We start from the raw sequence: 23194 nt of genomic DNA, 5'->3' as shown, positions 1-23194 counted from the left end.
GAACGGGTTGCTGACCTGCTGGGAGACCGCCGTGGACGTCTGCTGGGCGGGTGCGCCGGTGAGGTCGACAGGCCTAAGGGGCGAATGTGATGAGCCGAGCGAAGCAGCCTCCGGAGTGGGCGGCTGATCCGGAGTGGGCGGCGACGGACCCGAGCGGGCTGCTGGACCTCCTGGGCGTCGCCGCGGTGCTCGTGGAGGCCGACGGCCGGATCGACATGTGGAGCCCCCAGGCCGAGGAACTGTTCGGCTACACCGGCGACGAAGCGGTCGGGCAGTACGCGGCCACCCTGCTTCTCCACCCGGGAGACCGCGAGGCGGGGATGGGACTGTTCGCCGAGGTGATGGCGACCGGCCGGCCCTGGGCGGGGCCCTTCCCCATCCGGATGAAGGACGGCAGCACCCGGACCATCGAATTCCGCAACATGCGGCTGACGGACAACCTCGGCGATCACTACGCGCTGGGACTGGCCACCGACAGGGCCACGGTGCGGCGGGTGGAGCGCGAGGTGGCCCTGTCCAGCCAGCTGGTCACCCAGGCGCCGATCGGCCTGTCCGTCCTGGACACCCAGTTGCGGTACGTGGCCGTCAACGGGGCCCTCGCGGCGATGCACGGCGTCCCCGAAGCCGGCCACGTGGGCCGCCACTTCCGGGAGATCCTGCCCGGCGCGCCTTTCACCACCGCGGAGAACCAGATGCGGGAGGTCCTGGCGACCGGCCGGCCCATGGTGGACGAGCAGGTGGTGGGCCGTACCCGTGCCGACCCGGACAACGACCACGCCTGGGCCGTGTCGCTCTACCGGCTGGAGGACCACGGCGGACACGTGCTCGGGATCGCCAACGTCGTGGTGGACGTCACCGACCGGTACGAAGCAGCCAGGCAGGCCGACCGCGCCCAGCAGCGTCTGCGCCTGATGGCCGACGGGTCGGCCCGCATCGGGACCACCCTGGAGGTGGAGCGGACCGCCCAGGAACTGGCGGACGTCCTGGTACCGGACCTGGCCGACATGATCGCGGTGGACATCCTGGACTCCGTCCTGCGGACGGGCCGCCCGGACCGCGGCGAGGGCCCGGCACTGTTCCGCGCCCTGGCGGTGAAGACCGCCTACCCCACCGGTGCCTCCGAGGCGATCATCGCGCCCGGCCACCTCATCACCTACCACGCGGACCACCCGGCGGCCCATTGCCTCCGCACCCGCAAGCCGCTGCTGATCACCCACCTCGACAGCGGCGATCTCAGCCGCATCGCGGCCGACGACGCTGCCGCCGGCCTGCTCGCCGAAGCAGGTGTCCACACCGACATGGCCGTCCCCCTCATCGCGCGCGGAGAGATCATCGGCGTGATGGGCCTGGCCCGCGCCCGCAACCCGCAGCCCTTCGACGAGGACGATCTCACCCTCGCCTGCGAACTGGCCTCCTCCGCCGCGCTCAGCATCGACAACGCCATCCTGCACCAGCACATCCGCAGCGCCGCCGAAACCCTCCAGCGCAGCCTGCTGCCCCAGCCCTCGCCCCGCCGCCCGGGCCTGGAGATCGCTGCCCGCTACCGGCCCGCCCAGGCCTTCAGCGAAGTCGGCGGTGACTGGTACGACGTCCTGCCCCTCAGCGGCGGCCGGACCGCCCTGGCGGTGGGCGACGTCATGGGCAGCGGCATCCCGGCCGCCACCGCCATGGGCCGGCTGCGCACCGCCACCTCGACCCTCGCCGACCTCGACCTGGCCCCGAGCCGGATCCTCACCCACCTCGACAAGATCACCCAGGGCCTGGACCCCTACATCGCCACGTGTGTGTACGCCGTCTACGACCCGCACCGCTCCCGCCTGGACGTAGCCTGCGCCGGGCACCTGCCCCCGGTCCTGGTGCGCGCCGGCAGGCCGCCCGAACTGCTCGACCTGCCCACCGGCACCCCGCTGGGAGTCGGCAGCGGCCCCTTCGAGACCGCCGCCCTCACGATGAACCCCGGCGATCAGCTCGTCCTGTACACCGACGGCCTGGTGGAGACCCGCGACGACCCCATCGACCAGCGTCTGGACGACCTCCTGCGCCTGCTGTCCCCGCCCCGCCGCTCGGCGGAGGAGACCTGCGACCTGCTGCTCCGGCAACTGCGCGGTCCCGCCGACCACGACGACGTCGCGCTGCTCATCGCCCAGGCCCGGCCCCTCGCCGGGCCCTGACGGCGGCGTCCGCCCCCCCCGGACGGCCGGCGTTCCCGCGCTTCGCCGGTCTGTGCGAAGCCGCCCGCGGTGTTATTCAATGAGGTGTGTGGTCAGGGAGCTCGGGGCCCCGACCGCACGGGTCCGGACACGGCCCCGGCATCGCGCCGGGGATTGCTGAGAGAGCCGCATGGACTCCACACCCTCGCCCTCGTCCTCCTCGGCGTTCGACCTGGTCAGCCGCGCCCTCGGGCGTTACATCCCGCAAGGCGGAGCGGCAGCGGCCGAACCGCGGGGTGACCGCACCGCGCGTCGGCAGGTGCCCGACAATCCCGCGGCCGGCGGTCAGGAGCAGATCCTCGGCGCGGTCAACCTGGACCGGGACCTGATCATCACCCGCTGCAATCTGGAAGCCCCCGTCTTCGCGGGTCTGGAGGTGGGGGCGGGGCGGCCGTTCGTCGATCTCCTGCCCCGCGGGGACGTCCCGACGGTGACACGGCGGTTGCGGCAGGTCGTGGAGAGCGGTGAGGCGCATGTCGCCCGCATCCAGCGCCTGCGGCGCGGCGACGGGTCCGAGCTCGTGGTCTCGATGAGCATCCTGCCTTCCGCTGCGCCGGAGGGCGGCCTGACGGTCTCCCTGATCGCCATGGCCAGGAGACTGCACCTCTACGCCGCCGAGACCGCGATCGGCACCTCGCTGGACATCGGCGAGACCGCGCAGTCGCTGGCGGAGTCGCTGCTGGCCTGGGGAGACGTGGCCGCCGTGGACCTCGACTTCGCCGTGTGGACGGGGGAGGGGGTCTCCGGCAGGGCGCACGGGCGCATCCGTCTGCGGCGCGCGGCCCTGGTACCGGACCGGGTGTGGCCCGAGGGCTACACGACCCCGGGCGACGATCTCCCCGGCGACGCGAGTCGCCTGCTCGCCCAGGCGGTGCTGCGGGACGACGCCCCGCAGACCATCGTCATCCCCGACGGCGAGGCGGTCGAGCGGGTCTTCGGCAGCCCCCGCGTGGCGCGTGCCCTGGTGCCCGCGGACCTCTCGGCGGGTGTGGTGTGCATACCCCTGGTCCTCGACAGTGCGCCACCCGTCGTGCTGGGCGTGGCGGAGGTGTGGCGGCGGGCGGACTGCCCCTTCCGCGACAGCGAGCTGTTCGACCTGCAGGAGCTGGTGGCCAGGACCGCCCACCATGTCGACCTCGCCCGTCAGCATCAGCGCGAGCACACACAAGTGCTGGCGTTGCAGCGCCGGCTCCTGCCCCGGGCCGGTGGCGACACCATCGAGATCGCCAGCGTCTACCAGCCCGCCAACCCCGACAGTGCGGGCGTCGGCGGCGACTGGGTGAACAGCTTCCCGCTGCCCGACGGGCGTACCGCGCTGGTGGTGGGTGACGTGGTGGGGCACGGCCTGGGTGCCGCGGCGACCATGGGCCAGCTGAGCATGGAGGCCCGCGCGCTGCTCTCCGCGGGGCTCGCACCCGACCAGGTGCTGGAACACCTGGACGAGACGGTGACGGTACTGGACGACGCCGAGTCCGGGCTGGCGGCCGGCTACAGCGCCCTCGGCTCGACCTGCTGCATCGCCCTCTACGACCCGGTCGGCCACCACGTGACGCTGTCCAGTGCCGGCCACCTCCCCCCGATTCTCGTCTCACCGGACGGGCGGGCGGGCCCCCTCGCGATCCGCCCTCACCCCGGCCTGGGAGCCGAGTTCGCGCTACGGGAGCCGTTCGACGTGTACACCATCGGCGTGCCGCCCGGCTCCGTGCTCGCGCTCTACACCGACGGCCTGGTGGAGGACCCGGCCCTGTCGATCGACGAGGGCATGGGCAGGCTGGCGGACGCGGTGGCCGCGGTGCACCCCTGGGACACCCTGCAGCGGGCCGCCCGGCACGTCGTCTCCACACTGGCGCCCGCGCCTCAGCGGGACGACGTGACGCTGCTGCTCGCGCGTATGATCGGCTACCGCAAGGGGGACACGGCGACCTGGCGGCTGGCCGCCCGCGACGACGCCCCGGCCCGGGCCCGCGAGCAGGTGTCCGCGCTGCTGAGGCAGTGGCGGACCAGGGACGACACCCGGCACAACGCGACGCTGCTGGTCAGCGAGCTGGTCACGAACGCGGTGCGCTATGCCACCGGCCCCATCACGGTGCGGCTGATCAGGTCCGGACACGGCCTGCTGTGCGAGGTGGGAGACACCGGCAACGGCAGGCCACGGCTGAGGCGCACCGATCTGCTCGACGACGGCGGTCGCGGCCTGAGCATCGTGCACCGGCTCACCACCCGGTGGGGGGTGCGGTGGACGGACACGGGCAAGGTCGTCTGGGCGGAAGTGGCGCGGTGACGCGGCACGCACCGGCCCTTCGGCGCTCTACAGCCACTGCCCCTCGAGGGCCGTCGCGGTGAGCCCCGGTGCCGCCGCGTACAGCACCGCGCGGTTTCCGGGCTTCTGCAGCCCCGCGTCGTGCGCCCGCCGCAGGATGTCGAAGACGGCGGCGCCTCCGCGGTTGCCGCTGGTGTAGCTGTCCCGGCTGTAGTCGAGGAGCCCGGGCGGCCAGGTGTCGGGCATCGTCTGCTCCATGTACTCCAGCACCCGGGTGCCGCCGGGGTGCGCGAGCAGCACGTCGGGATGCCAGGCGTCGGGATCGTCCTGGTAGCGGGCGTGCAGCCACTCCCACATCGCGGTGACCGTCTCCTGCACGGCGCGCGGACCGCGCCGGTCCATCACGAAGTGGGTGCCGTCCGCCCGCGTCTCCAGGCGGTGCAGGTCCTGGGTGCCGGGCAGGGTGTGATGCCAGGCGGCGTCCAGCCGCAGCACCGCCTCGGGCCGCGGGCGGCCCGTGACCACCGCGGCCACGGCGGTGTCGGCGAACAGCAGCCGGACGATCAGGGACTCCAGGGTGTCGTCCGCGGGCTGGTAGGTCGTGCTCAGCGCCTCCGATATGACGACCAGGACCACCCGGTCGGGGTCGGCGGCCACGAGGTCCGCCGCCAGGGCCAGTGAGCGGGTCCCCGCGATGCAGGCCCACTGCGTGGCCGGCAGCAGCATCACGTCGCTGCGGAGCTGAAGCCGGTTGGCCAGGGTCATGTCCAGACCCGGCAGCGCCGGCGTGGTGGAGTGACTGGTGATCAGGCAGTCGACGTCCGAGGCGTCCAGCCCGGCTGTCTGCAGGGCCCCGCGCGCCGCGCGCTCCCCGTAGGCCTGCACGGCCTCCCAGGCCGGCGCGGTGCGCTCCTGGACGGTCTGCGGTGCGGGTATGGATGCGAGGGCGGCCACCACGCGGTCCACGTCCTGCTGGGAGAACCCGTCGCGGATCAGGGCCTGTTGGGCGGGCTCCCTGCCGAGAGCCCGCAGGCCGTTGCCCTCGCCGGGCGCGACGGCGGTCTCCAGCGGCAGCATCCAGCCACGGGTCTCGATGCCGGTGCTCGCCGCGATGCCGTCGATCCGCGGCTCCCACGGCGCATGGGGGTGCCGGTCCCGCACCTCCGCCACGATCTCACTGGTCTTCACGGCATGCTCGCCGTGGATCACGGCAGGCGGGCAGAGGTAAGCGGCCATGATGGGGCACCTTCCAGAGGGGGACAGGGGGAATGTCACGAGTGCTGTGTCATGGGTCACTTTGGAACTTAGCGCCCAAGAGGATGCCGGTGAACGCCCTTTCGGGAGCCGGTGTCCGTTTCGAGCATGGCGGCCAAAGGGACATTTCCGCTGTGATGCAGACAACTTAGGCGCACTTTGGTCGATGTGACACGGCTCACCCCTGAACCGGCTCCAGCTTGCTGCGGAAGTGGCGGAGCAGCGGGGGCTGTTCGACCAGGCGGTAACCCGGGATCCGTTCCTTGTTCTTGACCGTGGCGGCCAGGACCTCGCCGACACGGTTCAGGTGGCTCAGGCCGTACGTACGGCGGGGGAGTGCGAGCCGGACGAGCTCGTAGGGCGCCGCGGTCACCGGTGCGCCGTTCTCGTCCTCGCCGCCGAGGTAGAGGGAACCCAGCTCCACCGAGCGGATGCCGCCTTCGAGGTAGAGCTGACAGGCGAGCGCGTGGCCGGGGAAGCGGTGCGCGGGGATGTGCGGGAGCAGGCGGCCCGCGTTGAGGTAGAGGGCGTGCAGACCCGGTGGTTCGACGATGGCGATGCCCGCCTCGCGGGTGAGCCGGGCGAGGTGCCGGGCGGCGTCGGCGCGGGACTGGAGGTAGCAGGGTTCGGTGACCTCGGTCAGCCCCAGGGCGATCATGTCCAGGTCCCGGCCGGCCAGGCCGCCGTAGGTGGGGAAGCCCTCCGTGGCGATGAGCAGCAGTTCGCACCGCTCGGCCAGGGCGCGGTCCCGCAGGCCGAGGAAGCCGCCGATGTGGACGATGCCGTCCTTCTTCGCGCTCATCAGGCAGCCGTCGGCCAGTCGGAACGCCTGCTCGGCGACCTGACGCGGGCTCATGTCGCGAAAGGCGGCCTCGTGCTGTCTGATCGAAACCGAGCCGGGCGCTCTGGACCTGCACCGTTTCACCGCCCTGGTCCGCCAGGGCCGTACGGCTCTCGAAGAAGGCGCGGCGGCACGCGCGGCGCCGCTGCTGGGCGAGGCCCTGAGTCTGTGGCGAGGGGATCCGCTGTCCGACCTGCCCGCGCACCTCCTACAAGGCGTGGTGGCGGCGCTGAACGAACGGCGTCTGGACGCACTCGAATTGCGGATCGACGCGGACCTGGCCCTCGGCAGGGCGGCCGACGTCCTGCCGGAACTGCGGGGGCTCATCGAGGAGTACCCGCTGCGCGAGCACTTCTGGGCTCAGCGGATGCTGGCGCTGTTCCACTGCGGACGGCAGGGGGAGGCACTGGAGAGCTACCGCGAGGTCACGGCGTTGCTCGCCGACGAGCTGGGCGTCTCACCGGGGGCCGGGCTGCGGCAGATCCACCACCGGCTCCTGGCGTCCGCCCCGGACCTGAACGACGTACGGGACACGGGGGCGACCCCACCTCAACGGGACGGCGATCTGCCGGTGGAGATGACGACGTTCATCGGCCGCGGAACGCAACTGGCCGAAGTGCGGCGCCTGTTGGGTACCGCCCGGATCGTCACCCTCACCGGGGTCGGCGGCGTCGGCAAGACGCGGCTCGCCCTGCGGGTGGCCGCCGACGCCGCTCCCTCCTTCGCCGACGGGGTCCGGCTCGCCGACCTCGCTCCCCTGAGCGACGCGGACCTCCTCGACCGGGCCGTGTCGGAGGCGCTCGGCCTGCGCGACCAGTCCGCGCGCCCTGTCGCGGACGCCATCGTCAGCCACCTGCGCGACAGCCGCCTGCTGCTGGTCCTGGACAACTGCGAGCATGTGGTGGAGCACGTCGCCGCGCTCGTCCTGAGGCTGGCACGCGCGGCACCCGGACTGCGCGTCCTGGCCACGAGCCGCCAGCGGCTGGGGACACCCGGTGAGCACGTACTGACGGTGCCGTCGCTCACCCTGCCCACCGCGGACGGACATAGTGGCCGCACCACCGCCGCCGTGGCCGGGGACGGTCCCGCAGCCGATGACCCGCTGCTGCGCTCCGAAGCCGTGCGACTCCTGCTGGACCGGGCCGCCGGCTCGGCCCCCGCCTTCCGGCTCACCGCCCGCAATCGCGAGGCGGTCGCCCAGCTGTGCCTGCGGCTCGACGGCATTCCGCTCGCCATCGAACTCGCGGCGGTACGCCTGAGAGCGATGACGGCCGAGGAGATCGTGGAGCGCCTCGACGACCGGTTCCGGCTGCTGTCCATGCCGCAACCCCGCACGTCGGCGCGCTACCACCACACCCTGCGCGGCATCGTCGACTGGAGCTACGACCTGTGCACCGAAGGCGAACGGCTGCTCTGGAACCGGCTGTCCGTGTTCTCGGGCGGCTTCGACCTGGAGGCGGCCGAAGCGGTCTGCGCGGGCGAGGGCGTGGCCCGGGAGGACGTGCTCGACCTGCTGGCCGGGCTCGTCGACAAGTCGATCGTCGCGGTCAACAGTTCCGGCGACCGGGCCAGATACAGCCTGCTGGAGACCATCCGCCAGTACGGGCAGCAACGGCTTCAGGAGGAAGCCGGCACGGCCCGGCTGCGGGTGCGGCACAGCGAGTTCTACCGGCTGACCGCCGTACGGGCCGGTCAGACCTGGTGCGGGCCGCGTGAAGTGGACTGGCTGATCCGGCTGCGCACCGAACTGCCCAACCTCCGTACCGCCCTCGACCACTGCGCGAGCAGGGAAAACCTCGTGGTGGCCGGCGTGGAGATCGCCGTCAACCTGGCCCGCACGGGGTGCTGGTTCTTCAGCAGCACGCTGGGGGAGGGCCGGCACTGGCTGGAACGGCTTCTCGCCGCCGGACCGGGGGCACGGGACGCACCGGCCGGGGCCGCCTCGGGCACGTCGGCACTGATCGCCGGCGCGCTGGCGATGAAGGCGTGGATCGCGCTCTGCCAGGGGGACAACCCCGCGGCGGGGACGTTCCTGGCCGAATGCCGTGCCGTGGCCCGGGAGCTGCCGGACGGCCCGTCGGCGGCGTCCGTGACGTACATCGAGGGGGCGCACGCCATGCTCGTCGGAGGCGACCCGGCCAGCAGTTCGCTGCTGGCCGAGGCGCGCGAGCGGTTCCGCGCATCGGGGCAGGCCGGCGACGCGCACATGGCGACGATGCTGTGGGCGATGGCGGAGGCGTTCTTCGGCACCCGCACCTCGGCCTCTGCGGCTCGCGACGTGTACGTCGCCGAGGCCGAGGCGAGCGGAGCCGAATGGGCCCGCACCTGGGCCCAGTGGTGCACGGGCCTCGTCGAGGTGCGACACGGCGAAGCGGAGAGGGCCCTGCCTCCGCTGCGGCAGGCCCTGGCGCGACAACAGGCGATCGGGGACAGCTGGGGACCGGTGTGGGGTCTGGAGACCCTGGCCTGGGCGGTGGCGGCCACCGGTGACTGCACCCGGGCCGCGTGGCTCCTGGGCGCCGCTCACCGTATGCGCCAGGACACGGGGGTGGCACTGATCGGCCTGCGTCCCTTCCACGAGGCGCACCTCACCGCGGAGCAACGGGTGCGGGCAGCCCTGGACGCCGCGCAGTACACGGCGGCCTGGTCCCGGGGCGCCTCGGCCGAGGACGCTCTGCGACAGGCGTATGAGGAGGGGGCGTTGCGAGGGGAGCCGACACGCACCCGAACGGGTGGTTCGCCCACTCCGACGGCGTAGGACGACGCCTCACGCGGGGCGGCGGCAGCGGCCCGCGCCGGAAGCTCCATGGAGCCGCTCGGCCGAATCCGGACTGCCCCTTCACCCCTGACCTCTCCACGGCCCGGGAGCCCATCATGTCCCGTAGGAACCCTCCCCGCGTGAGCGTGATCATCCCCGCGTACAACGCGATGCCGGAACTGACGAAGTGCGTCACGTCCGTCATGGAGCAGACGCTCGGGCCGGACAAGATCGAGATCATCGCGGTCGACGACGGCTCCACCGACGGCACCGGAAGCGAACTGGACCGCCTCGCACGGACCTGCTCCAACCTCCGCGTCGTCCACCGGCCCAACAGCGGAGGAGCCGGAATCCCCCGCAACACCGGCCTGGACCTGGCCGGCGGTGACTATGTCTTCTTCCTCGACTCCGACGACTACCTCGGCCCGGACGCCCTGCGCCGCATGGTCGCGATGGCGGACGAGAACCGTACCGACGTGGTTCTCGGCAAGATGGTTTCGGTCGGCGGACGTGCCGTACCGACGGCCGTCTTCTCCCACAACCAGCCCCGTACGGACGTCTTCTCCTCCCACGCCTACCGCACCCTCGGCTGCTGGAAGCTGTTCCGGCGCTCGCTGATCGAACGTCTTGAGCTGAGGTTTCCGCCGTACCGCAACTGCGAGGACAAGCCGTTCACCGCCGCCGCCTACCTCAACGCCGACGGCATCTCCGTGGTGGCCGACTACGACTGCTACTACTCCCGCAACCGCCAGAACGGCAACAACCTCACCCTCACCGCCGCCGACCTCGTCCACCGTATGGACGGCACCCGCCTGTGCTTCGAGACGGTCGCCCGCTATCTGGACCCCGGCCCCCGCCAGGACCGGATCATGCGCCGCCACGTGGAGTGGGAGCTGTGCGGGCCGCTGCGCGCCCTGCTGCCCCGGGAGAGCGAACAGCGGGCACGGGAGCACTTCTACCCGCAGTTCCGCCACTGGGCCCTGACCTACGTGACCGACGGCGTCTTCCAACTGATCGCCCCGCCGGACCGGCTGATCGTGCACCTCCTGCGCGCGGACCGATTCGAGGACCTCATGACGGTGGCCCGGCACGCCAAGGCGGACGCGGAGCGCGGCCACGTCGTCGACAAGGGCCGCGTCTACTGGGCGCACCCCTTCTTCCGCGACCCCGCGAAGGCGGTCCCGGACGTCTGCTTCGACACCACGGACCGCCTCCCGGTCCACCACGAACTGGCCGCAGCGGCCTGGACGGGCGACGGCGATGTCCTCCGACTCGGTGGCCACGCCCGCATCGAGTCCCTGGGCCCCCTCCAGCCCACCACCCAACTGATCCTGCGCCCGAGCGGCTTCCGCCACCCGGACATCCGTGTGCCCGCGACCGTCGGCACCGCCAAGCACCAGGGTGACGACGCGGCGGCCGCGTTCACCGTCGACGTCGACCTGAGCACCGTGGACGCGGGCGCCCCGCTCGGCGCCGGCCAGTGGGACCTCTACCTGGATGTTCGCGCCCAGGACGTCAGCCGAACCGTCAGGCTCCGGCAGACCCGGACGGACACGGACGGCCGCAGGGCCGCCCCGCCGGAGCGAGAGTTGGCCACCGGCTCCCGGCACGGGCCCATCACGGCACGGCCCTTCTTCACATCCCAGGGCACCTTCTCCCTCGACGTCCGGCAGACCGAGGCCGAGCCGGCCTGCGTCGTGACCGGAATCGCCTGGGACACCTTCGCCCCCGTCACGCTCGTCGTCAGCGGACGTCTGACCGGTGAAGCCGCACACCACCCCCACCCCGTGGCCCTGCGCGCCGAAGAGGACGCGGGCTCGGTCCGAGAGGTGCCCCTGCTGTACGCACCGCACGGCAGCCGCACCTTCACCGCCCGCATGCCGGTCAGGAACCTTCGCCCCGGGCGCTGGACACTGACCCTGCGCACGGACGACCCGAAGAGCCCGGTTCCTGTCCCGACCCCGAAGGCACTGCCCGGCAGGCGCTGGTATCGCGCCGCCCGGCTCGGCCGCCCCTACTACGCCAAGCCGCTCGCCGGCAGCCCGAAGCGACCGATGGCGCTGCGCGTGGCGCCGGTCAGGCCGGTCGCGGCCCTCCGTCGGCGGCTCGGCTGACCGGAATGCCCAGGCGGTGCGCGACGGTCCCGAGGGCTGTGCCCAGCGGGAGCGACACCCTCGTCAGGGCGTGCTGATCGCCCCGGGTCTGATCCCGGTTGACGATCAGCACCGGCTTCCCGGCCTGGGCCGCCTGGCGGACGAAGCGGAGCCCGGACATCACCGTCAACGAGGAGCCCAGGACCAGTAGTGAGGCCGCCCCGCGGACCAGCTCGCGGCAGTGCTCGACGCGCTCCGGCGGAACCGGTTCGCCGAAGAACACGACGTCCGGTTTGAGGGTGCCGCCGCAGACCGTGCAGGGAACCACGCGGAAGTCCGCGACCTGGTCGTCCGTGAGGTCGGCGTCGCCGTCCGGGTTGATCCCGGCGGCCACGGGCTCGAACCCCGGGTTGGCCTCCTCCAGCCGCCGGGCGAGTTCGCGGCGCGGGCTGAACGCGCCGCAGGAAAGGCAGACGACCCGGGCCAGGGTGCCGTGGAGCTCCACGACGTCGTCGCTGCCGGCGGCCTGGTGCAGGCCGTCCACGTTCTGCGTGATGACGCCCGAGAGCAGGCCGTGCCGGCCGAAGGCCGCGACGGCCAGGTGCCCGGTGTTGGGACGGGCCCGGCCGAAGGTGCGCCACCCGAGGTGGCTGCGCGCCCAGTACCGGCGCCGGGCCCCGGCGCTCGCGGTGAAGTCCTGGTAGGTCATCGGAGTGTGCCGGCTGAGGCTCCCGCCCTCACCCCGGTAGTCGGGGATGCCCGACTCCGTCGAGATGCCCGCTCCGCTGAGCACCAGCACTCCGCCGGTGCTCAGCGCATCGGCGACCGGCCCCGGGTCCGAGGTGGCGGGCGGCAGGTCCTCGGAAGGGGTCCAGCTCAGGGTGGGGCGCATGCGCATGCAGTCAGGGTACGAAAGGACACCCCGCAAAGGGGACCGGACGGCCGCCGCCGGGGCCCGACGGGAGGCCGCCGCCCTCCACCGCGCCTGAGCCGATATCAGGCCGAGACGTTTGGCCGGGCCGGATCGGCGTACCCGATGACTTAACACAATCCTTATACGACGAAGCGGAGACGGACCATGGGCATCATTGCTTGGATCATCATCGGGCTGCTCGCCGGCGCGATCGCCAAGGCCCTGATGCCGGGCAAGGACCCCGGCGGCATCATCATCACCATGCTCATCGGCATCGTCGGCGGTCTGCTCGGCGGCTGGCTGGGCAAGGTCATCTTCGGCGTCGACTCCGTCGACGGGTTCTTCGAACTCTCCACCTGGATCGCCGCGATCGTCGGCTCCCTCATCCTGCTCGCCCTCTACCGCGTCGTCACCGGCAACCGGCGCACACACCGCCACGCCTGACCCGTTGAAGGCAGACACTCCGGACGCACCTGGACGGCTCCCTCCCGTACGCGGGGGAGGGAGCCGTCCAGGTGCGTCCGGAGCGCGCTCAGCAAGGGCGGCGCCACGCCCCGAGTTCCGGTTCCTTCAGCATCGACGACAGCTTCAGCCGGCGGGACTCGGCGCAGAAACGGCTCCGGGGCTCGGTGTACTCCACGTGGAACACGGCCTTGCCCGCCGCGATGAACGGCGAGAGCTCGCCGCACTCGTCATACTGGGCGCATTCCTCGTTGACCGCGAAGTCGAAGTGGTCCACGAGCTGGGGGATCTGCGGCAGGTCGTTCTTCAGCCCCACCGACAGCCCACGCTCGTGGGCGATGGCCGCGATCATGCGGTTGTACCTGAGCTGGTCGCGTGCCGTGAGCGGGAAGCCGGTGTCGTTGCCGTAGCCCTCCACCAGATCGGGTTCCACCGCGTCGAAGCCCTTGGCGCGGCACATGTCGAAGCGGCGTTCCATGATCGGTCTCAGGACGGCCAGCCGCCGGATGTCCAGCCACCGTTCGCCCGCCCACCCGTTGGGCTCGCCCAGCACCGAGTGAGGGAAGGCGTCCCGGTCCGGCCGGAAGTCCTCCCACGCACCCACGTTGACGTAGCAGATGACCTTCTTCCCCGCGCGGTGCAGCCGGGCCACGTCCGCCGCGGAGTTCTCGAACCCGTCGATGTCGTAGACGGGAACATCGGCCGAGGCATCGACCCTGCCGTCCAGTTGCCACTGCCAGGCGAGACCGGGACGGGGTTTCCACACAGCCCGGGGAGGTGACGTCGTAGCGGGCGGGCCGGCGGATCGCTCGGCGCTGCCGGAGCAGCCCGTCAGGGCCGCCGCCGTGAGGACGGTCAGCAGGGCCACGCGGACGGCAGCCCGCTCCCTCATCGCTCCGCCCCGGTGAGCGCGGGCGTCAACTGTGCCCACGGGTTGGGTGGTTCACCCGTCACCGGTCCGCTGACCGCCGCTCCGCGCTCGTGCGCGGTGCGCACGGCGAGGGGGACGAGAGCCCCGGGCACGCCGTAGACGAGGTGGCACAGCCGCTCGGGTGGGTGCCGTGCGGTCCAGGCCGGCCGGGTGAAGGCGGAGACGTACGTCGACCAGTGGCCCTCGAAGGTGACGGTCAGGTCGGCGAGGCGGGCGTAGCCCGGAGCCGGATGGACCCCGGGGTTGAGGACGACCGTCCCCGCCCCCAGCCGGCGTACCGCCCGTACCAGGCGGCGGCACGCCGGCAGCCCGTCCGCGGTCGCCGTCACCCGGTCCAGGAAGCAGCCGTCCGCCGCGTACCACTCCCGGTGCCGGCGCACGTCCTCGGCGACGGCCGCGGGGTCGCGCACCCCGTAGTCGGTGTCGACGTAGCCCAACAGACGTGCCCCTGCGGCTCGCAGCGCACCGGACGCGGCCGTGAACGCCGGGTCGGGGACCTCGCCCGGACCGCTCGCCGGGTTGAGGACGACCCCGTAGGTGCGGTTCGCGGCGGTGATCAGCCGGTGCCAGGCGCCCGGGTCCTCGGCCGGATGGACGTACAGCGGGATCAGCAGGTTCACGGGGTGCGGCCGCCTTCCCACAGCGCGGCCAGCGCGTCGCCGAGGGTGTGGGCCGGACGCCAGCCCAGGGCCCGCTCGGCGGCGGCGATGTCGGAACACTGCCACGACACCTGCGCGGAACGGGCCGAGCCGGCCGTGCCCTCCTCGATCCGGCCCCGGAAGCCGGCCAGATCGGCCAGGCCGCGCACCAGGTCACGCACCGGAACGGCCCGGCCCCCGCCGATGTTGAGGACGGGCGGCAGCGGGCCCGGGGCCGTGGCCGCGAGTACCGCCGCCCGTGCCACGTCGCGCACGTCGACGAAGTCGCGGTGGGCGGACAGGTCACCGAGCCGCAGCACCGCCTCCGGGCCCGGGCCGGCCTCCCGCAGCAGGGCGGCGATCCGGCCGGGCAGCCCGGAGGGCGGCGCCCCGGACCCCACCGGATTGCCCACCCGCAGCACCACCGCGTCCAGGCCGGAGGCGGTCACCGCGACCGTGCCCGCGAGCTTGGTCGCGCCATAGGGTCCGACCGGGCGGGTGGCCGCCGACTCCGTCACCGGGGTCCCCGGTGCGCCGGGGCCGTACTCGGCGGCCGAGCCCAGGTGCACCAGGCGGGCAGCCGGGGCCGCCTCGCGCAGTGCGGCGCACAGCACCGCGGGGCCACGGGCGTTGACCTCGGCGAGGGTGACAGCGTCGCCGCCGGTCGCGCCCGCGCAGTTGATCACGGTGTCGGGCGCGGCCGACGCGAGGGCCTTCGCCAGCCGCTCCGGGCGGACGCGGGCGAGATCGACGTCGAGGTCGGCGGCCGGAGACCGGCCGCCGCCGAGCACCAGCGCGCCGGGCAGGGCGCGCAGCCGCTCGACGACGTGGCGGCCGAGATAGCCGGTGAAGCCCAGGACGAGAATGCGCATGACGTGCTCAGGCTCCCTTGAGCAGCAGCGACTTGCGGGTGGTGAACTCGGCGTTGGCCCGGTCGTAGTCGTCGGGGCGGCCGATGTCCAGCCAGTACCCGTCGAACTCGTAGGCGTGCGGCTGGTTCTGCGTCTTCAGCAAGTCGAGCACCAACTCGTCGAAGCCCAGGGGCAGTCCGGGTGTGTACCCCTCCAAAGTGGCGCGGGACAAGCCGTAGACGCCCATGGAGACGCGGTAGTCCATGCTCGGCTTCTCGGTGAACGCCACGACCTTGCTGGAGTCGGTGGTCAGCACCCCGAAGTCGATGTGCACCTTGCGGGCGTACGTCGCGATGGTCAGCGGAGCCCCGGACGCGCGGTGCCGGCGCAGGACGTCGGCGTAGTCGAGGTCGGTGAGGACGTCGCCGTTCATCACCAGGAAGGTCTCGGGCAGCCGGTGACGCAGGGTGAGCAGCGGGCCCATGGTGCCCAGGGGGCTGTCCTCGGTGGCGTAGTCGACAGCCAGGCCCCACTGGGAGCCGTCGCCGACGTAGGCGCGGATGATTTCGCCGAGGTGGCCGATGGCGATGGTGCAGCTGGTGAATCCGGCCGCGGACAGCTGGCGCAGCACGATCTCCAGGATGGCGTGCTGGTCGCCGATGGGCACGAGCGGCTTGGGCAGCGCGGTGGTGTACGGCCGCAGCCGGACGCCCTTGCCTCCCGCCAGGATCACTGCGTGCATGGGGCTCCTCCTTCGTGAACGTGCGCTGACGTGCCGGACGGGGTCAGATGTTGTAGATGCCGGTCTTGTAGCGGGCCAGGTTGGCCGGGTCGCGGAAGAACGTCACGGTGTGGGCGAGGCCCTCCTCCAGCGTGTGCGCGGGCTGCCAGCCGGTTGCGGCGGCGAGCCGGCTGGCGTCGGCGACGAGGCGCATCACCTCGGAGTTGGCGGGGCGGATGCGGGCGGTGTCCTCGCGTACGTCGAGGGCGGTGTCCATCACCTTGCCGATCAGCGCGACCAGGTCGCCGACCGAGATCTCCCCGCCGGTACCGGCGTTGAAGGTACGGCCCACCACGCGCTCGGCGGGCGCGGTACCGACGGCGAGGAAGGCCTGTGCGGTGTCCTTGACGAAGGTGAAGTCCCGGGTGGGACGCAGGTCGCCGAGGGTGATCGTGCGCTCCCCGGCCGCGACCTGCCCGATGACGGTGGGGATGACCGCCCGCATCGACTGGCGCGGCCCGAAGGTGTTGAAGGGCCGCAGCGTGACGACCGGGGTGTCGAAACTGGCGTGGTAGCTGTCGGCCAGCCGGTCCCCGCCCGCCTTCGAAGCGGCATAGGGGGACTGGGTGTTGATGGGGTGGTCCTCGGTGATGGGCACGGTCTGCGCGGTGCCGTACGTCTCGCTGGTGGAGGTGTGCACCAGCCGGGGCGTGCCGAGGGCGCGCACGGCTTCCAGCACGTTGAGGGTGCCGGTGACGTTGGTGTCCACGTAGCTGTGCGGGGCTTGGTAGGAGTACGGGATCGCGATCAGGGCGGCCAGGTGGTAGGCGGTGTCGGCGCCTTCGAGGAGACCGCGGACGGAGCCGGGGTCCCGTACGTCGCCGAGGACGATCTCCACCTGGTCCAGGACGTCCGGGTGCAGGGTCTCCAGCCAGCCGTAGGAGGAGAAGGAGTTGTACTGGGCCATGGCCCTGACCCGGTGTCCGGAGGCGACCAGCGCCTCGGTGAGGTGCGAGCCGATGAAGCCCTCGGCTCCGGTGACGGCGGCGAGCGGTGCGGAAGTCAACTGCGGTGTCCCTTCGGATGGGGGGAGGGGAGTGGGAGGGGGGCGGGGCTCAGGCGTGCGGGGCGGGCCGGCCGAGCAGCCACAGCGCGCACGCCGACAGACACAGGGCGGCGGCGCCGCAGACGAGGGGCAGGGCCAGGTCGGCGCCCGGTGGAAGGTGGAAGAGGAGGACCGCTCCGGCCCCGCCCGCTGCCGTCAGACAGATCCCGGCCGACGACCAGGCCGCCCCGAACGCCTGGAGCAGCAGCGCGGTCCACAGAACGGCCGCGAGCAGCAGCAGGGCGACGGGGTCGGCGCCGGCGAGCAGGGCCGCGGGCAGCAGCGGGGCGAGGTAGGCCAGCAGACAGAGGCCGAGGATGCTGGCCGAGCGCAGCAGGAACCCGGCGGGCGTGGCGGCGGTGCGCAGGGCGGCGACCGACAGTCCGCGGTAGCGGTAGAGCAGCCATTCCGCCGGCCCCATGCTCAGCGTCAGCACGATCACCGCGTACGGCTCCTCCCGCCCCTCCAGCAGCACCAGCACCCCCGCGGCCAGCCCGAACAGGCCGTACGGCAGGGACCACAGCAGACGCGGCCGGGTCGCACCGGCGACGGCCGGGACGGCGAGGGCGCCCCGGAGGACCCGGCCGGTCACGGAGAGCGTGGCGAGCAGCGTCAGCAGGGGCAGCCCGGCCCGGAGCCCGGGACCCGGCTCCCACCACGGCAGGACGGCGGCACCCGCGACCAGCGGGCTCAGCGCGGCCAGCAGCAGCCGCTCCCGGCCCAGCACCAGCAGGACTCCGGCCGCTGCCAGGTACGCGGACTGTGCCGCCGCCGCCAGGGTCACCGGCCCGCCGTCGGCGGGCAGCGCGGCGGCCGCCGTGGCCACGACGGCTCCGGCGGGCGCGCCGGCCAGGAGGGTACGGCCCGCCTCCCGGCGTCCCGTCGCCAGCCGCAGGTGCGCACGGTGGCCGAGTGCCTGCCCCCACGCCCAGGAGACGAGTCCGGCGACGATGAGGGCGGGGGCGTACCCGCCGCCGTCCCACAGCGGTGCGGTCAGCAGGTAGGCGAGACCGGGCAGCGCGAACAGCACGCCCCGCAGCAGACAGCGGACGGTGTCGGGGCGCCATGGGTCGGCCGCCGGGGCGGGTTCGGGGAACGTGCGCGGCACCCGTTCGTACAGCGCGCAGGCGAGGGAGAAGAGGTTCGGGTGGCCGTACCGTTCGTTGATCAGGGAAGCGGACAGGCCCTCCGCCTCCAGAAGGGCGGCCACCTCGTAGGGATGGACGGCGGGACCTATGCGGTCGGCGAGTTCGGCGGCGAGTTCACTGACCGCCTCGTCGTCGGGGCCGCGCCGGGGCAGCCGGATGGCGAGGGTGGCGTCGTCGAGGGCCCAGCGCGGCCGACGGCGCGGCGGACGGGAGCCGGCCAGCCGGATGGCCAGCGTGTCCTGCTCGGCACCGCCGGGTTCGAGGGACATCGGCCCGCTCACCGGGCGAGGCTTCCGGTGCGGTGGACGGCCGGGGCGGCCGTCCCGGCCGTGGGCGTGTCCGTCAACTCCCGCGCTGGACAGGTCAGTTCCAGATAGATGGATCGAAACGTGTCAATGGTCTGCCGGAGGGTGAACTGCTCGATGACCCGCAGCCGGGCCGCCTCGCCCATCGCCCTGCGCCGTCCGGGATCGCCCAGCAGATCCAGCGCGGCCGCGGCCATCGCCTCCGGATCGCGCGGAGGCACCACGAGCCCGGTGTCGCCGACGGCCTCGCGGACCCCGCCCACGTCGGTGGAGACGGTCGCCCGCCCGCAGGACATGGCCTCGATCAGGGTGAAGGGGAAGCCCTCGCTGATGCTGGAGAGCATCACGACGCTCCCGGCGGCGTAGGCGTCCTTGATGTCGTCGACGCGCCCTTCGAAGGTCACGGCGTCGGCGTGCCCGAGCTCGGCGGCCAGGGTCTCGCAGCGTTCCCGGTAGGCCTCTCCGCCCCGGGGCGTCCCGCCGAACAGCCGCAGTCGTGCCTGCGGGAGCCGGACGCGGACGAGAGCGAAGGCCCGGACGAGGGTCTCCAGGTCCTTGATGGGGTCGACGCGGCCCGCCCAGCTGAGGGTCGGGACGTCCGGTTCGGGGCCGGCCGCCGGGAAGGCGGCGGGGTCGACGCCGTTGTACACGGTGCGGATCGACGCGGGGTCGGCGCCGCCCTCCTCCTCCCACAGCCGGTTGTAGCGGTTGCCCGGAGTGATCAGTGCGGCCCGGCGGTAGCTCTCCTGCGCGAGCAGTCGGAAGAACCCGAGGATCACGGCCTTCACCGGCCAGCGGTAGGGCGCGGTGCGATAGCCGAGGTAGCGCTCGCGCAGGTACACGCCGTGCTCGGTCAACAGCAGCGGCACGCCGTGGCGTTCGAGGGCGGCGAGCCCCGGCAGGACGGCGACCCCGCCGCTGACGGCGTGTGCGACCCCGGACTCGGGGGCCGGGGCGGCCAGCGGACGCAGGGCGTGCTCCAGCAGGGCGGTCGCGGTGAGCGCGTCGTGCAGGGTCGGCCGCGCCTCGCGGACGGCGAGCCCGGGGCGGTTCCACAGCGCGGTGAGGATCGTGACGGCCCGGTCTCCGCGCAGGAAGGGGCTCAGCGTCCCGTCCGACGCGGCGCGTGCCAGCGCGTAGAGGGCGGGCGGGAACCCGTCCTCGGCGCGCGGGTCGAGCAGCGCGGCCAGGAACCGCTCGTAGGCGGCGGCGAGTTGGTTGCGGGCCCGGCCGCGGGGCGGTCGGCCTGCGGGCGGGGCACCCCACATGGGGACGGACAGCACACCCGAGACGTGCGCGGGGAGGTCCCACACGAGCGGCTCCCGTCCGGTTCCGGTGACGGCGATGACGTCGAAGGCGAGGTCGGGCATGCCCTGGACGAGCTGGTCGCACCAGACGCTGACGCCGCCGTGGCTGTGCGGATAGGTGCCTTCGGTGAGCAGGGTGACGCGCGTCGCTCCGGTACGTCGCGCGCCCTGGGGAACGGGCATCGATGTGCTCCACGGCCGAGGAGTGGGGTGGTTCGGGCGGGTCACGGCCGCCCGCCGGGGCGGCCGTGACCTTCGGTGGGTCCTGTGCGGGTGCGCCGTTCAGCCGTCCGAGGTGTGGCCCACCGGATCGGTGACGCCCGCGGGGAACCGCGTCTTCGGCGCGGGGCCGGTGGCCGGGGCGGGTTCGGCGGCGTCGGCGACCGGAGCCGGGGCCGACGCCGGCAGGGTGAGAGCGAGCGGCTCGCCTGTGGAGGGGGTCCAGCCGGACACCGTCCCCGCGTACGCCTCGCCGAACGCGGCACCGGCCAGCGTGGTGCCGGTGGGCAGGGTCGCCGGCACCGCGAGCCCGTCCGGCGCGTCGACGGTCACGGTGTCGCCGACGCGGTGGGCGGTGACCTCACCGGCCCGGAGGGCGGCCTGCCAGTCGGCCCGGCGCCGGAGTTCGGTGCCGATGTCCCGCATCCGCGGGTTCACGACGGGGGTGTCCTCCGTGAAGAGGGCCTTATAGCCGTCCAGGACGCCGTTGAGCACGGGGTAGGCGATGCGGTCCTCGGCCAGGTTCGACTGGTGGATGAAGTGCGGCTTGGGGTCGTTGGCCAGGACGTGCCCGAGGGCGATCCGCGTCTCCAGCGGCACGATGTGGTCCGGGTAGCCGGTGGCGGCGTCCAGCGGAGCCGCCAGACACGTGGTGGTGGCCGGGTTGTCCTCGCAGATGCCGCTGCCGCCCTGGGCCCGACTGGTGTAGATCCAGTTGTACTCGTCCACCTGTTCCGCAGCCCGGCCGGCGTTGTAGAAGACGTTCATCGGATAGCGGGGCACGGTCGTGGCCGGACCGACCTGACGCTGGTCGGGCTCACGGGAGTTGTCGGAGCCGAGCCAGGTGATGTCGTTGTCGCCGAGGGCGAGCGCCAGGTTGGGGTTGTCCTCCGGCTGTTGCGGCAGCACCTTCATGCCGGAGTGCTCGCCGGTGACCAACTCGTCGTTCACCAGCGGGAGTCCGGCACGCTCGCCCCAGACCCGATTGGTTGCGATCTCGTCGGAGATGTCGTTGCGGCTCATCCACCGGGTGCTGCCGTCGGCGTCGGTCGCGCACTTCCAGGGCACCACGGTCGTGTCCTGCACGCAGCCGAGGAAGGGGTGCGAGTAGGTGTGGTTGATCCACCGGAACTCGCCCCGCCGCGCGATCAGCCGGTCGGCGAGCGCGTCGGCGCCGTTGTTGTCCTCCCGGTGGTCGACGCTGCCGGCGCCGTTGTAGGCGAAGTCGAGGGTGAACTTCTTGTCGTTCTGCCAGTCGACGGCGTGGTCGACGTCGGCGGCCGTCATCCGGATCGGGTCGGGTGTCGCGTTCGGGTCCGTGCAGTCGACGTCGCCGGGCGTGCAGTTGAGCGTGCTGTTCCACCGGTCGTCGGCGGCGAACACGTCGTCCACGTGGACGGAGAAGTAGTTCCGTGAGGCGCCCAGGTGCACACCGCCGGTCATCCAGTCCACGATGCCGCGGGCCAGGAGCCGGAACTGCTGCTGGTACCGGTTGTAGACGAAGGTGACGACCAGCTCGCGCCGCCCGTCGTGCCGGTACTCGCCCACCAGCGCGCCCTTGGCCGACTGCCCGGGGATCGTCGCCTCCACGTACGGGGTGAAGTCGGCCCCCGCCACGGGCTTCGACAGGTAGGCGTAACTCTCGCCGACGGCCGGGTCGTTGTCCTCGAAGGGCACCGCGCCGTCGAGATAGCCGAAGGGGCCCGACTTGCCGGCGGCGGTCACCTCCGCCCGCTTCCCGTCGATGCTGCCGGAGTAGCCGCCGTGGATCGGGTACTGCAAACCGGCTTCGGGACGCGCGTAGGTATAGGCGTCGACCTGGGGGATGTCGTAGGTCCGCTCGTACGCCGTGAGGGCCGCCATCTCGGCTGAGCCGGCCGGGAACGGGTTGTCGTTCGGCAGCACGACGGCCTGGAACTTCGCGCGCGGCCGGCCGTCGACGGTGTCCGCGAGGAAGTCGGCGTCGATCACGGTCCGGCCGGACTGCGTGAGGTCGATCCGGGTGTACGGCGTTCCGGCCGCGGTCAGTTCGGCGGCTATCGCGTCGGTGGACGGGCCGCCGTCACTGACCACCAGCACCCGCAGATCGACGCGGGGCGTGGTGTCGGCGTGGGCCGCGCCGGCCGGCAGGCCCAGTGCGGCGATGAGCACGCCCACCGTGAGAACGGTGGTGCGTAAGGTCCGCTTCATGCGGTGAGGTCCCCTCCCCGGGCAGGGGCGAGTACGGCTCCCGTGGAGCGGACGCACCCCCTTGCGTGCCGCCGGCGTCCCCCTCAGAAGCCGGTTCGTCACGCATCCGTTCGCGTCACATAGTGATGCCTGTGTGGAGATTTCGCGGTCATGTTGCGGAACATGACGGAAAAGCGCAGGTGTCGAATGGGGCCCATTCGAAAGCGAAGTGAGCCGTTCCCGGTCGCGGGACGAGGCCGGGCCTGGTGGGCGGCAGGGCTCGGCGTGCTGGTCCGGGCCCTGCGCGGCGCACCGGCGGGCCGGTGGGGCCCGCCGGTCGTCGTGCCAGTGGTCCAGACCGGAGCGCATGCCCGGGTGTGGCGGCTTTCAGGTCACGCTCGCCTATAGCGGACCGGGCGTCAGGCGCAGAGCACGCGCGTTACCGGCGTGTAGACCGGGCCGCCGCTGACGTTCGTCGAGTCGCTGAACTCGGCGTAGAAGTACGAGTAGAAGCCGATGTTGCCGTTGCAGCCGGAGTCGGCGGCGACGTCCAGCGTCAGGGTGACCGTACGGCTCTGGCCGGGCGGGATGGTGGCGCCGTAGTTCGCGCCGAGGTTGGCCGGGCCGGTCCCGGAGCAGGGGGCGGGGCCGTTCGCCGTCGTCAGGCTGCACCCGCTGAAGCCGTACTTCAGGTCGGGGCGCTGGGTGGTGAGCCAGGTCGGCTCGATCGTCTGGTACACGAACCAGACGTCATACGTGTTGTTGTTGGTGATGGTCATCGACAGCTTGACCGAGCCGCCGGGCGTGGTCGTGGCGCTGTCGGTGGCGAAGGTCAGCTCCGCCGGTGCCGGGCCGGCCGCGCTCGCGCCGGGAGCCAGGCCGAACACGGCGAGGGCGAGAGCGAGGACGGCGGTGAGACCGAAACGTCTCATCAAGGGTGATCGCATGGCCACGGAGGGTAGGCAGCGGCCGGGCGCAGCGTCTGCACCGGGAGGGAGGTGCCGTGCGT

General features: G+C 72.7%; 17 protein-coding genes. 5 read left to right on the top strand and 12 right to left on the bottom strand.

The genetic code is table 11. From position 1 onward, the window contains the following. Positions 1-89: 89 nt before the first annotated feature. Together OO68_RS15060 and OO68_RS15055 are read left to right on the top strand one after the other, a co-directional pair. On the top strand, positions 90-2171 hold the full coding sequence (locus tag OO68_RS15060) for a SpoIIE family protein phosphatase (RefSeq protein WP_033308852.1): 2082 nt from the start codon (positions 90-92) through the stop codon (positions 2169-2171). A 169-nt stretch (positions 2172-2340) separates the two neighbouring features. Beyond that, positions 2341-4491: an ATP-binding SpoIIE family protein phosphatase gene (locus OO68_RS15055; RefSeq protein ID WP_033308851.1), complete on the top strand. Its 2151-nt coding sequence runs from the start codon at positions 2341-2343 to the stop codon at positions 4489-4491. A gap of 27 nt (positions 4492-4518) precedes the next feature. Here the strand turns inward: OO68_RS15055 and OO68_RS15050 are convergent, their stop codons facing one another. Continuing rightward, the gene (locus tag OO68_RS15050; RefSeq protein ID WP_051814641.1) at positions 4519-5706 is read right to left on the bottom strand and encodes a beta-ketoacyl-[acyl-carrier-protein] synthase family protein; all 1188 of its coding nucleotides are present in this window, start codon (positions 5704-5706) and stop codon (positions 4519-4521) included. 196 nt (positions 5707-5902) lie between these two features. Then, positions 5903-6580: a beta-eliminating lyase-related protein gene (locus OO68_RS15045; protein WP_245236980.1), complete on the bottom strand. Its 678-nt coding sequence runs from the start codon at positions 6578-6580 to the stop codon at positions 5903-5905. Here OO68_RS15045 and OO68_RS15040 point away from each other — a divergent pair. Continuing rightward, a complete protein-coding gene (locus tag OO68_RS15040) occupies positions 6579-9323 on the top strand; it encodes an ATP-binding protein (protein ID WP_245236979.1) in 2745 nt (914 codons plus the stop codon). The two genes, OO68_RS15045 and OO68_RS15040, sit on opposite strands and share 2 nt — an antisense overlap. A 140-nt stretch (positions 9324-9463) precedes the next feature. Continuing rightward, positions 9464-11437, top strand: coding sequence for a glycosyltransferase family 2 protein (locus OO68_RS43085; protein ID WP_329503695.1), 1974 nt, complete (start codon positions 9464-9466; stop codon positions 11435-11437). Here the strand turns inward: OO68_RS43085 and OO68_RS15030 are convergent. Then, complete coding sequence (locus OO68_RS15030; RefSeq protein WP_033308849.1) at positions 11400-12314, bottom strand: NAD-dependent protein deacetylase; 915 nt, start codon at positions 12312-12314, stop codon at positions 11400-11402. The two genes, OO68_RS43085 and OO68_RS15030, sit on opposite strands and share 38 nt — an antisense overlap. A gap of 180 nt (positions 12315-12494) precedes the next feature. Here OO68_RS15030 and OO68_RS15025 point away from each other — a divergent pair, with 180 nt between their 5' ends. Then, positions 12495-12773 carry a GlsB/YeaQ/YmgE family stress response membrane protein gene (locus OO68_RS15025; RefSeq protein ID WP_033308848.1) on the top strand — a complete coding sequence of 93 codons (279 nt, stop codon included), beginning with the start codon at positions 12495-12497 and terminating at the stop codon, positions 12771-12773. An 88-nt stretch (positions 12774-12861) separates the two neighbouring features. Here the strand turns inward: OO68_RS15025 and OO68_RS15020 are convergent, their stop codons facing one another. The 9 genes from OO68_RS15020 to OO68_RS14980 form a co-directional block, all read right to left on the bottom strand. Beyond that, entirely contained in the window at positions 12862-13683 is an 822-nt protein-coding gene (locus OO68_RS15020) for an endo alpha-1,4 polygalactosaminidase (protein WP_078625309.1), read from the bottom strand. Further along, positions 13680-14342 (bottom strand): spherulation-specific family 4 protein, encoded by a 663-nt coding sequence (locus OO68_RS15015; RefSeq protein WP_033308847.1) that lies wholly within the window; start codon positions 14340-14342, stop codon positions 13680-13682. Before OO68_RS15015 ends, OO68_RS15020 begins: the two co-directional genes overlap by 4 nt. Continuing rightward, on the bottom strand, positions 14339-15232 hold the full coding sequence (locus OO68_RS15010; protein WP_033308846.1) for an NAD-dependent epimerase/dehydratase family protein: 894 nt from the start codon (positions 15230-15232) through the stop codon (positions 14339-14341). Before OO68_RS15010 ends, OO68_RS15015 begins: the two co-directional genes overlap by 4 nt. Positions 15233-15239: 7 nt before the next feature. Continuing rightward, the gene (locus OO68_RS15005; protein WP_033308845.1) at positions 15240-15953 is read right to left on the bottom strand and encodes a nucleotidyltransferase family protein; all 714 of its coding nucleotides are present in this window, start codon (positions 15951-15953) and stop codon (positions 15240-15242) included. A gap of 43 nt (positions 15954-15996) precedes the next feature. Next, entirely contained in the window at positions 15997-16998 is a 1002-nt protein-coding gene (locus tag OO68_RS15000; protein ID WP_033308844.1) for a GDP-mannose 4,6-dehydratase, read from the bottom strand. A gap of 49 nt (positions 16999-17047) precedes the next feature. Further along, positions 17048-18466, bottom strand: coding sequence for a hypothetical protein (locus OO68_RS14995; protein ID WP_033308843.1), 1419 nt, complete (start codon positions 18464-18466; stop codon positions 17048-17050). Then, entirely contained in the window at positions 18463-19980 is a 1518-nt protein-coding gene (gene pelF, locus OO68_RS14990) for a GT4 family glycosyltransferase PelF (protein ID WP_033308842.1), read from the bottom strand. Before pelF ends, OO68_RS14995 begins: the two co-directional genes overlap by 4 nt. A gap of 99 nt (positions 19981-20079) precedes the next feature. Beyond that, on the bottom strand, positions 20080-22206 hold the full coding sequence (locus tag OO68_RS14985) for a hypothetical protein (RefSeq protein WP_033308841.1): 2127 nt from the start codon (positions 22204-22206) through the stop codon (positions 20080-20082). 398 nt (positions 22207-22604) lie between these two features. Next, the gene (locus OO68_RS14980; protein WP_033308840.1) at positions 22605-23117 is read right to left on the bottom strand and encodes a hypothetical protein; all 513 of its coding nucleotides are present in this window, start codon (positions 23115-23117) and stop codon (positions 22605-22607) included. Positions 23118-23194: the final 77 nt, after the last annotated feature.

The sequence above is a fragment of the Streptomyces iakyrus genome (assembly GCF_000717055.1).
GTDB classification, from domain to species: Bacteria; Actinomycetota; Actinomycetes; order Streptomycetales; family Streptomycetaceae; genus Streptomyces; species Streptomyces iakyrus.
Note: the sequence above shows the minus strand (reverse complement) of the source record. Positions and strands in the feature narration are given on the sequence as shown.